General features: G+C 58.9%; 16 protein-coding genes and 1 pseudogene. 5 read left to right on the plus strand and 12 right to left on the minus strand.

Translation table 11 applies throughout. The annotated features are described in order from the left end of the window. Positions 1–2: 2 nt before the first annotated feature. Together dnaG and AC0V6Z_RS10935 are read right to left on the minus strand one after the other, a co-directional pair. Entirely contained in the window at positions 3–1,919 is a 1,917-nt protein-coding gene (dnaG, locus tag AC0V6Z_RS10930; protein ID WP_472638519.1) for a DNA primase, read from the minus strand. Positions 1,920–1,990: 71 nt separating this feature from the next. Next, the gene (locus tag AC0V6Z_RS10935; protein WP_472638520.1) at positions 1,991–2,455 is read right to left on the minus strand and encodes a GatB/YqeY domain-containing protein; all 465 of its coding nucleotides are present in this window, start codon (positions 2,453–2,455) and stop codon (positions 1,991–1,993) included. Positions 2,456–2,613: 158 nt separating this feature from the next. Here AC0V6Z_RS10935 and carA point away from each other — a divergent pair, with 158 nt between their 5' ends. The 4 genes and pseudogenes from carA (at position 2,614) to greA (ending at position 8,389) form a co-directional block, all read left to right on the plus strand. After that, entirely contained in the window at positions 2,614–3,876 is a 1,263-nt protein-coding gene (carA, locus tag AC0V6Z_RS10940; RefSeq protein WP_472638521.1) for a glutamine-hydrolyzing carbamoyl-phosphate synthase small subunit, read from the plus strand. Then, positions 3,873–4,385: a hypothetical protein gene (locus tag AC0V6Z_RS10945; protein ID WP_472638522.1), complete on the plus strand. Its 513-nt coding sequence runs from the start codon at positions 3,873–3,875 to the stop codon at positions 4,383–4,385. Before carA ends, AC0V6Z_RS10945 begins: the two co-directional genes overlap by 4 nt. Before the next feature lie 59 nt (positions 4,386–4,444). Further along, a pseudogene (gene carB, locus AC0V6Z_RS10950) lies at positions 4,445–7,799 on the plus strand (carbamoyl-phosphate synthase large subunit). 113 nt (positions 7,800–7,912) lie between these two features. Continuing rightward, positions 7,913–8,389: a transcription elongation factor GreA gene (gene greA / locus AC0V6Z_RS10955; RefSeq protein WP_472638523.1), complete on the plus strand. Its 477-nt coding sequence runs from the start codon at positions 7,913–7,915 to the stop codon at positions 8,387–8,389. 20 nt (positions 8,390–8,409) lie between these two features. On the opposite strand, the gene AC0V6Z_RS10960 is transcribed toward greA, so the two are convergent. The 6 genes from AC0V6Z_RS10960 to AC0V6Z_RS10985 all read right to left on the minus strand — a co-directional run bounded on the left by AC0V6Z_RS10960 (position 8,410) and on the right by AC0V6Z_RS10985 (position 11,453). Further along, on the minus strand, positions 8,410–8,898 hold the full coding sequence (locus AC0V6Z_RS10960; RefSeq protein WP_472638524.1) for a GNAT family N-acetyltransferase: 489 nt from the start codon (positions 8,896–8,898) through the stop codon (positions 8,410–8,412). A gap of 30 nt (positions 8,899–8,928) precedes the next feature. Beyond that, positions 8,929–9,159 carry a DUF4170 domain-containing protein gene (locus AC0V6Z_RS10965; RefSeq protein WP_472638525.1) on the minus strand — a complete coding sequence of 77 codons (231 nt, stop codon included), beginning with the start codon at positions 9,157–9,159 and terminating at the stop codon, positions 8,929–8,931. A gap of 117 nt (positions 9,160–9,276) precedes the next feature. Then, positions 9,277–9,840 carry a hypothetical protein gene (locus AC0V6Z_RS10970; RefSeq protein WP_472638526.1) on the minus strand — a complete coding sequence of 188 codons (564 nt, stop codon included), beginning with the start codon at positions 9,838–9,840 and terminating at the stop codon, positions 9,277–9,279. Then, positions 9,833–10,285, minus strand: a complete 453-nt coding sequence (locus AC0V6Z_RS10975; RefSeq protein WP_472638527.1) for a hypothetical protein — start codon at positions 10,283–10,285, stop codon at positions 9,833–9,835. Before AC0V6Z_RS10975 ends, AC0V6Z_RS10970 begins: the two co-directional genes overlap by 8 nt. Next, positions 10,282–10,767: a phage holin family protein gene (locus tag AC0V6Z_RS10980; RefSeq protein WP_472638528.1), complete on the minus strand. Its 486-nt coding sequence runs from the start codon at positions 10,765–10,767 to the stop codon at positions 10,282–10,284. The genes AC0V6Z_RS10975 and AC0V6Z_RS10980 overlap by 4 nt, the downstream gene beginning before the upstream one ends. A gap of 23 nt (positions 10,768–10,790) precedes the next feature. Next, positions 10,791–11,453, minus strand: coding sequence for a hypothetical protein (locus AC0V6Z_RS10985; RefSeq protein WP_472638529.1), 663 nt, complete (start codon positions 11,451–11,453; stop codon positions 10,791–10,793). 170 nt (positions 11,454–11,623) lie between these two features. On the opposite strand from AC0V6Z_RS10985, the gene eno reads away from it, so the two are divergent. After that, the gene (gene eno / locus AC0V6Z_RS10990) at positions 11,624–12,910 is read left to right on the plus strand and encodes a phosphopyruvate hydratase (RefSeq protein ID WP_472638530.1); all 1,287 of its coding nucleotides are present in this window, start codon (positions 11,624–11,626) and stop codon (positions 12,908–12,910) included. A 38-nt stretch (positions 12,911–12,948) separates the two neighbouring features. On the opposite strand, the gene AC0V6Z_RS10995 is transcribed toward eno, so the two are convergent. The 4 genes from AC0V6Z_RS10995 to ribH all read right to left on the minus strand — a co-directional run bounded on the left by AC0V6Z_RS10995 (position 12,949) and on the right by ribH (position 14,613). Then, positions 12,949–13,257, minus strand: coding sequence for a hypothetical protein (locus AC0V6Z_RS10995; RefSeq protein ID WP_472638531.1), 309 nt, complete (start codon positions 13,255–13,257; stop codon positions 12,949–12,951). Between the two features lie 215 nt (positions 13,258–13,472). After that, on the minus strand, positions 13,473–13,712 hold the full coding sequence (locus AC0V6Z_RS11000; RefSeq protein ID WP_472638532.1) for a hypothetical protein: 240 nt from the start codon (positions 13,710–13,712) through the stop codon (positions 13,473–13,475). Positions 13,713–13,825: 113 nt separating this feature from the next. Next, positions 13,826–14,020, minus strand: a complete 195-nt coding sequence (locus AC0V6Z_RS11005) for a hypothetical protein (RefSeq protein WP_472638533.1) — start codon at positions 14,018–14,020, stop codon at positions 13,826–13,828. Positions 14,021–14,190: 170 nt separating this feature from the next. Continuing rightward, complete coding sequence (ribH, locus tag AC0V6Z_RS11010; RefSeq protein ID WP_472638534.1) at positions 14,191–14,613, minus strand: 6,7-dimethyl-8-ribityllumazine synthase; 423 nt, start codon at positions 14,611–14,613, stop codon at positions 14,191–14,193. Positions 14,614–14,616 lie beyond the last annotated feature (3 nt).

Consider the following 14,616-nt stretch of genomic DNA (forward strand, 5'->3'; position numbering starts at 1 on the left):
AATTAGTCCGTTCTAAAGTCGCTCGCCGGATCGTCATCCGGCGTCGAGGTTAAATCTGTTGTCGCCGCTTGTGCGGCCTTGCGGCGCCCGAAGGCCTTCAATCTATCATTCAATAAGGTCTGGCTTTGTCGTAACCGGGCTTGCTCAGCCATCGATCCTTCAGGGTCTTCGTCAAACCTAGCGATGGTTGCCAATAGCGCAGCATCCAGCGCAGGTCTTTCGACCAGTAACGACACAGCTTCAGCCAATTCCTCGCTCGCATCACTCGGTGTGGTGCCTTCTCTGAGGAAAGCATAACGACTATCGTCCGGTGGGGCGGGAAGGCCTTGCGCCTCTGATATGGCGTTTGTGCCACCCGAATCAAGCGTTTCCGCAAGTTCGAACAAGGATTCCACCAGATCATTTGTTTTCGGGTCGAGCTGAGCTAGCCGTGTGAGCGCCTCTGAGTGGCGTGAAATCTCGTTTGGATGGCGGACAAGGCCAGCGATTACGGCGCGGGACAGGGCATCGCGCATCCCGCCGGACATGGCGCGTTGTAACTCGCTGCGCGCCTCAGCCGACAGGGTTGGATTGCGCGGTTTGCCAAAGCTTTGCTGTCCGCTGCCGCCTCGCCAATTCGAACCTGATCCGCCGCGCTGCTCCCTCGGCGGGAATGCAAAGGCGGAATAACGATCGAGCAATTCGCGGCGGTAGAGGGCAGCGATGTCGCCGTGCCCTATGGTATCGACATGATCGAGCAGGCGTTTCTTGAGGCCCGCCTTGGCCTCGGGGCTATCTAGCGGCTGCGCATCGCGTTCAAATTGCCACAGAGTTTCCAGCAGGCTGGCAGGCTCGCTCAGCAATTTCTCCATCGCCTGCGGGCCACTTTTCGCGATCAGATCGTCCGGGTCCATCCCGCTAGGCAGACGCACAATATTGAGCGAGCGCCCAGGCGCAAGCATCGGCAGAGCGCGGCCAATTGCACGCATCACCGCCTTTTGCCCCGCATTATCGCCATCAAAGCACAGGGTCGGCACCTCGACCATGCGCCACAGCATTTCCAGTTGCATCTCAGTCAGCGCGGTGCCGAGTGGGGCGACTGCGTCCTCAAACCCAGCCTGCGCCAGCGCGACAACGTCCATATAACCTTCGACCACGATTACTCGGTTCGTTTGCCGAGAGGCGGGGGAGGCACGGTGCAAATTGTAAAGCGTGCGGCCTTTGTCGAACAGCGGGGTGTCCGGCGAATTGAGGTATTTCGCGATGCCATCACGCTTACCCAGAATGCGCCCGCCAAAGGCGATTACCCGTCCGCGAGCGTCCTGTATCGGCAGCATGATCCGCCCTCGGAATCGGTCGTATTTGGTGCCATCATCGGTCGCGATCCGCATACCGGTTTCAACCAGCATCGTTTCATCGAATTTGGATAGCGCTCCCGCCAGTGCTTGCTTGTTTTCCGGCGCATAGCCGAAGCCGAATTCGCGAAGCGTCATTGGTTGCAAGCCCCGGCTTCTAAGATATTCCTTAGCTTCGCGCACCTCTGCGCTCGATCCGCTAAGCAGATTGTCCATGAACCATTGTTGCGCATCGGTGGTCACATCGATCAGGCTGGCGCGCTTTTCCGCCTTCTTCGCCGCGATGGGGTCTGGCGCGGGGACTTCCATCCCGGCCTCGGCGGCCAATTCCTTCACGGCATCCATAAAGCCCATGCCGCGCTGGTCGGTCATCCAGCGGATCACATCGCCATGCGCGCCGCAGCCAAAGCAGTGGTAGAAGCCCTTTTGATCATTGACTGTGAAGCTGGGCGATTTCTCATCGTGAAACGGGCAGCACGCCTTCCATTCACGCCCAGCCTTTTGCAGCTTGTCGGTGCGCATGATGACCGTCGACAGCGTCACACGCGTGCGCAGTTCGTCCAGCCATTGCGGGGAAAGTGCCATATGGAGAAAATGCGCCTAGTCGCCGCTGCAATCAAGCGCGGCTTGTGGAACAATCTGTGCGTGATCGCGGCTTAAGAAAGAGCAGCTTTGACCAGCCCGCTCGCCATTCCGCCATCGAGCAGCGCGCCGTGGCGCTTTTTCAGCTCGCCCATGACCCGGCCCATATCTTTCATGCTGTCTGCGCCAAGCTCTGCTTTGATCGCGGTGATGGCGGCGGCGGTTTCGTCCTTGCTCATCATCGTCGGCAGGAATTCTTCGATAATGCTCAGCTCAGCCTGTTCCTTCGCGGCCAGCTCCGCGCGTCCGCCATCTTCATACATCGTGATCGATTCGCGGCGTTGCTTCGCCATTTTCTGCAGGACAGACGTCACCAGCTCATCATCCGGCGTGTCCTTGCCCGACGTACGCATTTCAATGTCGCGGTCCTTAATCTTGGCCGAGATCTGGCGCAGGGTCGCTGTGCGTTCTTTTTCGCCTGCTTTCATTGCAGTGATCGTGGCCGCCTTAATTGTGTCGCGCATGGTACCTTCAGGCATCGTCTGGGTCTTCTTTTTGTCTAAGCTGTGGATGATTGAGTGTTTGGTCGCGCTCTAACGTGTTTCTGGCCGCTCGCCTAGGTTGACGTGAGGGCTGCGCAGCCCTAGCTGCTGGGTCTTAGCGACATTGCTGGAAACCCACTGACTCGGAGCGCCCTATGGCCGACACCGCATCTTCTCGCGCGCAACCCACTGGCGCGACGGGAGTCCTCGTTCTGGCCGATGGTTCGGTGATCTGGGGACGCGGCTTTGGCGCCGCCGGTGAGAACGTCGGCGAGGTCTGCTTCAACACGGCTATGACCGGCTATCAAGAGGTGATGACCGATCCCAGCTATGCGGCGCAGATCGTGACATTCACGTTCCCACACATCGGGAACGTGGGAACGAACGGCGAAGATATCGAAAGCCGGGTGGAGGGCGCGGTCGGCTGCGTCGTGCGCGAGGATGTGACGGAGCCATCAAACTTTCGCTCCGCCGAACGCTTTACCGAATGGATGACGGCCAATGGCAAGATCGGGCTGGCCGGGGTTGATACCCGCGCGCTGACCCGCCGCATCCGCTTGTCTGGCGCGCCCAATGCCGTGATCGCGCATTCGCCCAGCGGCACGTTCGATATTCCCGCGCTGATCAAGCGCGCGCAGGATTGGACTGGGCTAGAGGGCATGGACCTTGCCAGCCGCGTTTCGCGTGAGGCGCAAGAAAACTGGGAAGGCGGATATTGGCGCCTGGGTAAAGGGTATACGGATGTGAGCCTGCCCAAATCCGTTCGCCCTGAGCCTGTCGAAGGGTCGGATTTGGACGCCGCCCGTACTTCGACAAGCTCAGCACGAACGGCTATTGAAAGGCCGCATGTGGTCGCGATTGATTACGGGGCGAAGGACAACATCTTCCGCAATCTGGTGCGGGCCGGCGCGAAAGTGACCGTGGTGCCCGCGCAGACCTCGCTGGAGGATATTCTCGCGCTGTCACCGGACGGCGTGTTCCTGTCGAACGGCCCGGGCGATCCGGCGGCAACCGGTGAGTTCGCGGTGCCGGTGATCAAGGCTCTGCTGGAGCGTGACATGCCGCTGTTCGGCATTTGTTTGGGCCACCAGATGCTGGCGCTGGCCGCGGGCGCGAAGACGGTGAAGATGCGTCAGGGGCACCGAGGTGCGAACCACCCGGTCCAACGCGTGGGCGAGGGCTGGGGCGAGACGCTGGAGCTGGTCGAGATTACCAGCATGAACCACGGTTTTGCGGTGGATGCCGATAGCCTGCCCGACACGCTGGAGCAGACGCACGTATCGCTGTTCGATGGCTCCAATTGCGGGATCGCGGTGAAGGGCAAAAACGCATTCGGCGTGCAATATCACCCAGAGGCCTCGCCGGGGCCGCAAGACAGCTTCTACCTGTTTGAGAAATTCGTTGGGGGTCTGGGGTGAGATCCGTCGTCTCTCGCTTAACGCTTACGGCCAGCCTCTTGCTGCTCTCTGCCTGCGAAAATCCATTCGCGAACAAGGATTGGCGTGAGGTTGAAGAGACCGCTGAGGAATGCGCTGCGCGTCTTTCTGGCAAGCTTGAAGTGAGGCAATTGCTAGAGGCGGCAGAGGGCCAGGTCGTGCCAACCTATGCCTTCGACATTACCAAGATGGAGCTGATGGCGATTAACGAGATGATCGTTCCCCCCTCCGGTAATTCGCGGGGCTCGCTGCGGACGTCTGCTTTTGGCGCGACCGCGCCGCCTGTTGCCGCCTTTATGGAGCTAAGCGTGACGGAAGACGGCGCGTTCTATTTCGGCGACGACCCCTCGCTTTACCGCGTTCGCGGAAAAGCAGTGTCGGGTGATCAGGTGCTAGCCAGTGGATGCGCCATGCAAAAGCCGGGAATGCGCTTCATCAGTTTCAAGCTTCAGAATTCGCGCGGTGCAAGCGCCGAAGGTGAGGACAATTGATGATCCCCGCCGCCATGTCTCTCCCCTACCACAACCATCCTTTTAAGGGTCACGCCTAGATGCCCAAACGCAGCGACATATCCTCCATCCTCGTCATTGGCGCTGGTCCGATCATTATCGGTCAGGCGTGCGAGTTCGATTATTCGGGCACTCAGGCGATTAAGGCGCTGAAAGAGGAAGGGTACCGGGTCATTCTGGTCAATTCCAATCCGGCCACGATCATGACCGATCCGGAGTTTGCGGACCGGACCTATGTTGAGCCGATCACGCCAGAGATCGTGACCAAGATCATCGAGAAAGAGCGCGCGGCGCATCCCGATGAGACAATGGCCTTGCTGCCGACGATGGGCGGGCAAACCGCGCTCAATTGCGCGCTTGCACTGGATGCCGATGGCACGCTGAAGAAGTTCGGTGTTGAGATGATCGGTGCAAAAGCAGACGCAATCGACAAGGCGGAGAACCGCCAGCGTTTCCGCGATGCGATGGATGCAATCGGGTTGGAAAGTGCGCGCAGCGGCGTCGCCAACACGCTGGAGGAAGCGCGCGAAATTCTGGAGCGAACTGGCCTGCCATCGATTATCCGGCCCAGCTTCACGCTTGGCGGAACGGGCGGCGGCATCGCCTATAACAAGGCGGAGTTTGATAAGATCGTCTCCGAAGGGCTCGATGCATCGCCCACCACGGAGGTGCTGATCGAGGAATCGCTGCTCGGCTGGAAAGAATATGAGATGGAGGTCGTGCGCGACCGCAAGGACAATTGCATCATCATCTGCTCGATCGAGAATGTCGATGCGATGGGCGTGCACACCGGCGACAGCATCACGGTGGCCCCGGCGCTGACACTGACCGACAAAGAATATCAGATTATGCGGACCGCCAGCCTCAATGTGCTGCGCGAGATTGGCGTGGAAACCGGCGGGTCGAACGTGCAATTTGCGGTCAATCCCAAGGATGGCCGCCTGATCGTGATTGAGATGAACCCACGCGTCTCGCGCTCATCCGCACTCGCATCCAAAGCCACTGGCTTCCCGATTGCCCGCGTCGCGGCAAAACTGGCGGTGGGGTACACTCTGGATGAGATCACCAATGAGATCACCGGCGCGACCCCAGCCAGCTTTGAACCGACGATCGACTATGTCGTCACGAAAATCCCGCGCTTTGCCTTTGAGAAATTCAAAGGGTCAGAGGCGAAGCTTTCCACCGCGATGAAATCGGTCGGCGAAGTGATGGCGATTGGCCGCAACTTCCAGGAATCGATGCAGAAGGCACTGCGCGGTCTGGAAACCGGGCTCGACGGGTTCAACCGCGTCCGCGAGTTGGAGGGGGTAAGCCGCGATGTCGTCACCGCGGCGCTCAGCCAGCGCACACCGGACCGCCTGCTGAACGTTGCTCAGGCTATGCGCGAGGGCATGACGCCGGAAGATATTCAGCCGATCACCGGGTATGACATGTGGTTTCTGCGCCAGATTGAGGCGATTGTGGCCGCAGAGAGCGACATTGCTCAGAACGGCTTGCCGCAAGATGCGGACGGTCTGCGTTCTCTGAAGGCCATGGGGTTTTCCGACAAGCGGCTGGCGACTTTGGCGGTGCGTTCCGTCGGCGTGGCAGGCGGCATGGCGGAAACGCAGGCGAAGCGTAGCGGGCTGCTGCATGATGCACTGCAAGCGATGGCGGGGGCAACCAGCGAAGACGAAGTGCGCGCCCTGCGCGAGCGGCTGGGCGTGCGCCCTGTGTTCAAGCGGATCGATAGCTGCGCAGCGGAGTTCGAGGCGATCACGCCTTATATGTACTCGACCTATGAAGCGCCGACCTTCGGAGAGCCAGAGTGCGAGGCGGCCCCATCGGATCGCAAGAAAATTGTGATTCTAGGCGGTGGTCCCAACCGGATCGGGCAGGGGATCGAGTTCGATTATTGCTGCGTCCACGCCTGCTTCGCGCTGGAAGAGGTCGGATATGAGACCATTATGGTCAATTGCAATCCGGAGACCGTTTCGACCGATTACGACACATCGGACCGGCTCTATTTTGAGCCGCTGACTGCGGAAGATGTGCTGGAAATCCTGCAAGTGGAGCAATCCACTGGCGAGCTGGTGGGTGTGATTGTGCAGTTCGGGGGGCAGACGCCGCTGAAGCTTGCTCAAGCGCTCGAAGATGCTGGCATCCCGATCCTTGGTACGTCGCCCGACGCGATTGATCTGGCCGAGGACCGCGAGCGTTTTGCCAAGCTGGTGAACAAGCTCAATCTGAAGCAGCTGTACCAATGGCATTGCGCGCAGCCGCGATGAAGCCGCCGCTGTTGCTGCGCATATTGGCTATCCGGTGCTGCTGCGGCCATCCTATGTGCTGGGCGGGCGGGCGATGGAAATCGTCGATTCCGAGGCGCAGCTTGATGATTACATCAACACCGCCGTCAATGTTTCGGGCGAGAGCCCAGTGCTGATCGATCAATATCTGCGCGATGCTATTGAGTGCGATGTTGACGCTCTGTGTGATGGCGATGAAGTGCGTGTTGCCGCCGTGATGCAGCACATTGAAGAGGCGGGCGTGCACTCTGGCGACAGCGCCTGCACATTGCCTCCATATTCGCTGCCGCCAGAAACGATCGCTGAAATGGAGCGCCAGGCAGAGGCTCTGGCATTTGCACTGGGCGTGCGCGGCCTGATGAACATTCAGTTTGCGGTGAAGCAAGAGGATGACAAGCAAGTCGTCTATCTGATCGAGGTCAATCCGCGTGCCAGCCGCACTGTGCCGTTTGTGGCAAAGGCCATCGGCCAACCGGTGGCGAAGATCGCCGCGCGGGTGATGGCGGGCGAGAAACTGGCAGACTTCCCAGCTTTCCGCCGCGACCTGCCATATATGGCAATCAAAGAGGCGGTGTTCCCATTTGCTCGCTTCCCTGGCGCCGATCCGATCCTGACCCCGGAGATGAAATCGACCGGCGAAGTGATGGGCATCGACACCAATTTCGAGGCCGCCTTCCTCAAATCGCAATTGGGCGCAGGGATGACCCTGCCACGCGAGGGCACTTTGTTCGTCTCGGTCAAAAACAGCGACAAGAGCGTGATCGTGCCTGCTGTGCGGGGCATGATCGACAAGGGGTTCAAAGTTGTCGCGACCGGAGGCACTCAGACATATCTGGCGGAGCAAGGGCTGGCGGTTGAGAAGGTCAATAAAGTCGCAGAAGGCCAGCCGCATATCGTCGATAAAATCATCGATGGTGAGATTGCGCTTATCTTCAACACCACAGAGGGTTGGCAGTCTCTGCGGGACTCCAAATCGATCCGCGCGACCGCTTTGGAAAAGAAGGTTCCCTATTACACAACGGCCACCGCATCGAAGGCGGCGGCGGCCGCAATTGGCGCTGTAAAGCCAAGCCAGCTTGAAGTCCGCGCATTGCAAGACTATTATAGCTGAGTAATACAGCGAAGTTTCCCGACATTTCGATGCAATCTCGCCGCCTCGGCAGAAGCGGTTATGCACGAAATGACCCATAATTTCGGGGGCTTACGCCAATAGAAAGAGACGGAATGGCGACGATGGAAAAAGTTCCAATGCTGGCTGAAGGCTATGAGCGGCTAACCACCGATCTGAAAGCTTTGCGTGATGAACGCCCAAAAATTGTTGATGCGATCGAAGAAGCTCGTGCGCATGGCGATTTGTCCGAGAATGCCGAGTATCACGCTGCGAAAGAGCGTCAGGGCCAGGTTGAAGCCATGATTGGCGACATCGAAAGCAAGGTCAGCCGTGCTCAGATTATCGACCCAGCGACGCTGACCGGAGACAGAATTGTGTTCGGCGCGACCGTCACTTTGCTCGACGATGATGATAAGCCGGTGAAGTATCAGATCGTTGGTGAGACAGAGGCTGATGCCGCAGCGGGACGCATTTCGTTCAGCTCACCTCTCGCGCGGGCGATGATTGGTAAGCAGGTCGAAGACGAGATCGAAGTAACGGTCCCGTCTGGCGACAAGTTCTACCTCGTCAACAAGATCGAATTTATCTGAGCTTCGCGCGTGAGGTCGCTCTAAGTGAGCGGCTTTTCCATGGCGAAATTGTGGATCGGTACGCCGTCTATTTCAAAGTTGCGGCGGTTCTGAACAACGTAACCTGCACGCTCAAACGCGGCGCGGGCGAGCTCGCTAGCCTCGGTGTATAGGCGGGCGGTGCCGTGCTCGCGCGCGTGCTCTTCCGCTGCGCTGAGAACGGCTTCTGCCAGGCCGCATCGCGTATGGTCAGGGTGGCAATAGAGGTGATCAAGGTGTCCGCCGTCCTCCGCTGATATCTCCAGCAGCGAATAGGCTTGAACCATATCATCGGCATCTACGGCGACGAAGATTGCCGCACCTTCGGCTATACGCTCTAGGAAACGTTTGCCGCCTGGCACGCGGTTTACCCAAGCTTCAACCTGCTCTGGCGAATAGGCCCGAGAGCCAATCGACAGGATCGCGGCCTGCATGACCTCCGCAAGCCTATCGGCATCCGCCTCGCGGTACGGGCGTATGGTGTATGTCATTGAGCGTAGCTTTCGCTCGCGCTGGCGGGCTTATGCGTCCGGCGTCAGCAGTTGATGGATCGGCACAAGTACGTATTTCATTTCCGCATCATCTACGGTGCGCTGTGCCTGCGCGCGCCATGCATCTTCGGCGGCATCATAGCTGCTGAAAACGCCGACAACGTGGATGCTTTCCGGGTCAGCAAACTCGATCCCGCGAGGGTCATTCACGCGGCCACCCATTACGAGGTGGAGCTTCTGGCTTGGGGTGGTCTCTTCCATGTTGGGCGCCTTTCCTTGGGGAGCAAGAATATCTCCGCGCCCCTTAAAGCAAGCGTGGCTGGGTGCAAGTCCTGCGCATTAACACCTGGTTTGGTGGGTAGGGTTTCGCAAGAGGGCTCAGCGGGTAACGCGGCCCTTGATGTCTCGCACGGCGCGTTCTGCCTTGCGTGTCGCCCGGCGAGAGATCGCGCGCGTTGTGTCACTGGCACTGCCGACTACATGGCTGGCGTCGCGCTTTAGCTCGCGCGCTTTGGCGGTTCCGGCATCGCTCAGGTCTTCGATCGCATCCTGGCCGTTTTGTGCGGCATCCATCGCGCTATCGATGGCCTTGATCCCATATGCGATCACAGCATCGCCAAGCAGCGAGAGTACCTCGTTGCTGCGCTTTTTGGCACTGGTCAGAGAAGCGGTCTTGATGCTTTCCGCGCCTTTTTTCGCACCGCTGACCGCGCCCTTGGCCGCTTTGCCAGCCGCACGGCGGCCCGGCTTGGTCATCATACCAATCGCAAGGCCCGCTGCGACTGCACCGCCAATAGCCACGGCCGGGTTCTTCTTGATGAACTCGCCCGCTGCGCTCGCCGCCTCCGCCGCATCATCGCCAATGCTGCGTTTTGCATTGCGGCGCTCGCTGGCTTCGATTTTGGCGCGCAGCTCGTCGCGCTTGTCGCCTGTGTCAGTCATTGTCGTCTCCGGATATTGTCTCGCTGAGCGCACCCTCGGGGGAAGGGGCTGCGTCATCTGCGACCTGTTCAGTCTCGGCGATTGCCTCGCCATCATCCAATGTGCCGTGCTTTAAGGCTTCTGCCTCAAGGTTATCCTCGTCTGCTCCATCTTCTTCGCCAGCTCCGATCAGCTCCAGGCCTAGCCCTTCGAGGATCGGGCCGCGTGCAAACCATAGAGCGATGGCGCCAAACAATGCCGCTATAATGCCGCGATTGTCGCTGGCTGTCTCGCCAGCATCGCCCAGCGCATCTTTCGCGCCAGTGCCGATGCGGCGGACGGTGCGCTCTGCCAGACCTTTGCCGGATAGGCCGGTCTTCAGGTGCGTGATGTCATCTTTTAGCGCGGCGAGGGCTGCGTTGCGCAGTTCGCGGTCTTCAAGGAATTGCTCATCCAGCTTGCTCATGCGTCGTCATCGCCCTTGAACAGCGCGACTAGACCCAGAGCATTGCTGCGAACCAGCAGCAGCAAGCCGATCACGCCGAGCAGCAGAACGCCGACGACTATGCTGATTGCGCCCCAGATTGTGACCAACGGCTCCAGTGCGATGACCATGCCGACGGCCAAGGCGATGAACATCAAATGCAGCAGGATAAGCGCCAGGATCGCAAAGACAACTGCACCGCCGATCTTGCGACCGGCCAAGCTTGCACGCCGTTTTTGGAACGCAAGCTCTGCCTCGGCATAGGTGCGGCCGTCATCGATCAGCGCGGCAATCTCTTCGGTTAGAGATTCGCTGAATTCATTGTCATCTGTGTTGTCGGGCAAGGGGGTGTCAGCGTCATCAGACACAGCCTGTCCGTCCACCGGGCTCTGGCCCGCTGGCGCGGCGTCTGGGTGAGAATTCGCATCGTCTCCCAGACGGTTTGGCTGTTCCTCATCGCGCATGCACAGCCCCTAGCAAGCGCAGATTAATCGTTAGAGCCGCGGAACATGCGCGCGATCAGGAAGCCTGCAACGGCGGCCAGACCAACGGCAACGCCGGGACTCTTGCGGACCATTTCGCGGGCATCTTCGCCCAGCTCGTCCACGCTTTTCGCGTCGAGCTTTGCTGAGGCTTCGACCAAGCTTTGAGAGGCTTTGCGCGCATAATCGCCATATTGCTCGCCAAAACGCTCATCAATTTGAGCAGCTGTATCGCCAACCACGCGGCCAACCGATGCGATTGCGTCGCTGGTCGCGGCTTTGCCTTCCGTGGCAAGCTCATTGGCCTTGGTTTTGGCCTGATCGCCGTAAGCTTTGGCATCTGCCACCAAATCGTCACTCTTGTTCATTGCATTCTCCCGATAAGATCCAGCGCGCGTTCCGGCCTCAGCGCGCAGTGCGGCTGCGCCTGCTTTGGCCTCTTCTAGCGCTGCGTTAAAGCGGCTCTTCGCCTCAGTACGGTGCTCGCTGCCAGTTTCAACCGGCACGGTAGGCATTTTCTCAGCTGATTTCGCGGTCGCGCCCGTTTTCTTTGGCGCGGCTTTCTTTGGTGCAGCCTTCTTTGCAGTGGATGCCTTTTTCGCTGGGGTGCGTTTAGCTGGGGCTTTGCCGCTCTTCGCGGTGGGTTTGGTTTTCTTTGCGTCAGCCATTGGTCTGTTTTGATCCTCCAGATACGTATTCACAGCGAATGTATAGGGGCACATTCGCTTCAATAGTCCAACGCGCCTTGCGCGGAATTGATCCGAAGCATAGAGCGCATTTGCTCCCACTATATGGGGGTGTCTTAGTAATATACAACACATTCTCTCCGGAGCAAAACATGACTGCGATTATTGATCTGCACGGCCGCGAAATTCTGGACAGCCGGGGCAACCCAACCGTTGAAGTGGATGTGTTGCTGGACGACGGCAGCTTTGGGCGCGCTGCGGTGCCCTCCGGGGCATCGACGGGCGCCTATGAAGCGGTTGAGCTGAGAGATGGTGATGCGGCGCGTTACAAGGGCAAAGGCGTGCTGAAAGCGGTCGATGCGGTTAACGGCGAAATCGCGGAAATGCTGGACGGCCTGCACGCCGAGGATCAGCGCGATATCGACATGGCGATGATCGCTTTGGACGGCACGGAGAATAAGGGCCGCCTCGGCGCGAACGCAATCCTGGGTGTAAGCTTGGCGGTTGCGAAAGCGGCGGCGAATGCGCGCGGCATGCCACTGTTCTCTTATCTTGGCGGGGTCTCGGCCCACCGCCTGCCGGTGCCGATGATGAACATCATCAATGGCGGCGAGCACGCGGACAATCCGATCGACATTCAGGAATTCATGGTGATGCCAGTTGGCGCGCCAACCCTGGCCGAGGCGGTTCGCTGGGGCTCTGAGATTTTCCACACGCTGAAAAAAGGTCTGGCAGACAAAGGCCTGGCGACATCCGTAGGTGATGAAGGCGGCTTTGCCCCTGATCTGGCGAGCACACGTGCGGCGCTCGATTTCATCATGGCCTCGGTGGAGCAGGCCGGCTTTACCCCTGGCAAAGACGTGGTTCTCGCGCTTGATTGCGCCGCGACTGAATTTTACCGCGATGGCAAATATGAAATCTCCGGCGAGGGCGTGTCGCTCGATGGTCCGGGCATGGCCGACTATCTGGCGAAACTGTGCGCAGACTATCCGATCCGCTCCATCGAAGACGGCATGGACGAGGACGATTTTGACGGCTGGGCGGCTCTGACACAGGCGGTCGGCGACACAGTTCAGCTCGTTGGCGACGATCTGTTCGTGACCAATCCAGAACGCTTGGAAATGGGCATTGCCAAGGGGCTGGCGAACTCCCTGTTGGTGAAGGTCAACCAGATCGGAACGCTCACCGAAACTCTGGCAGCGGTCGATATGGCGCACCGCGCGAGCTACACCTCGGTAATGAGCCACCGTTCTGGTGAAACCGAGGATTCCACCATCGCTGATCTGGCGGTTGCGACCAATTGCGGGCAGATCAAAACTGGCTCATTGGCGCGCTCTGACCGCCTCGCGAAATACAACCAATTGATCCGAATCGAGGAAGAGCTGGGCGCAAGCGCAGACTATGCGGGAATGGGCTGTTTTGGTTCGCTGAGCGCTTAAGCCTGACAGTGACGTGAGGCTGAGCTGATATGCGGTGACTAGGTCGCGCCGCGCTTCATCGCCTCTTCAAAATAGCGATCCATCGCTTTCAATCCGGTGTCGCTCAGCCGCACCAAAATGCGGCGTTGATCCTCTGCGTCTTGTTCGCGCAGAATGAGGCCTTGTTCCGCCAGCACACCAAGCCAGCGCAGCCCGGTGGTGGGTGGAGCAGCGGAGCCAATGCAGGCGCTGGAGACAGAGACGGACTTATCGTCGACATGCGCAACGTATAGGTCGAGCAATATGTCCCACGCAGGCTCTCCAAACAGATCAGGATCGCCGAAGAAGGTGCCGCGTGTGCGCCGCACATCGTACGCCTTGCGCGCCATGAGCGCGTAGCTGCGCCGCCGGGCTGATAAGGTTGCTGGGGCGCTTTGAGGTGCGTCTGAGATCGGGGCAGGGGCTCCCTCATTCCAGGCATCGGCGTTTGTGCTGGCCCTGTCCTCCCCGCCGGTGAGCGAAGCGAAGACCGCTGCCTGATCGCCAGAGCGCAACTGCTCTGCAATGGCGATTAACTGGTCTGCTACGGGTGCAAGGTTACCGTAGCTTGGTTGGGATGCACTCGTTCGGGGATCACTCGATTGATGCTGGTCTGCGGATTGGAGGGGGCACGCTCATCGGTTGCGCTCTGATCGGTCAGAGCATTATCTGTCACATGGTCGTCTGACATGTTGCGGTCTGATAAAGTTGATCTGCGAGCTTCATCCATGGTCAGCTCAGCATAGCCATGGTGAGAGATGTGGAACTCGGCCGAACCAAGCAATCCTCCTTGCACATATGGGCTTGAAGAATGGTTGAACGGTTTGCCCCCGGTCGCCCTGTGTAGCCCTTGCTTCTCTCCATAATGGAGCGGAATAAGTTTGGCTTTACGTGTGATTACGCATGCGGGCGTGTGGGCGGTTTTGGTCCTTCTATTCCTGACATGTAATCCATGCGCAGCTTGGTGATCGCAGCATCAACATGTGCAGCGGCAATAAATGCACCGATCCTGTCCAGATTCGATAGCTGTGCCTCTAGGGTCATGATAATCGGCGCAATCTCAGCCTGGATTGCGTTCTCTTGAGCGGTCAAAACAAATCGATCCCAATTTGAAGGTCATCTACATCGTCCCGCGGACTGCAACACGCGCTGAATTGATGGCTGCCAATTCAACCTAATGCCTTCATAAAATCTACAGAGGGAAACTACGTAGTTTTCGCCCTATAGTTCGAAATTGGCACAGCTTTTTCCCCTTTTTAGTGTCAGCGTGGGAACCTCTGCGTCAGGTCCAGCAGAGCTAGCGCCGCCTTCGCCGCTTCGCCGCCCTTGTCCTTCGCTGCGGGATTGGCGCGCTCCAGCGCTTGTGCTTCGTTCTCGGTAGTGATGATGCCATTGCCGATTGGAATGCCATCCATGGTCAACGCCATAATCGCCCGTGCGCTTTCCCCGGCCACGATCTCAAAGTGATAGGTTTCGCCGCGGATCACCACGCCAATCGCGACAAAGGCGTCATAGCCTCCGCCCTCCACCGCGAGTGCAATCGCGCCTGGGATCTCGAGTGCACCTGGCACAGTGAGCACTTCCGCCTCGTGTCCGGCGGCCTCAATCGCGGCCTTCGCGCCGGTGATCAGCATGTCATTTAGATGCGCATAGAAGCGTGCTTCGACGATCAGAATGCGGGCCATTAT

The organism is Erythrobacter sp. SN6-5 (assembly GCF_057364945.1).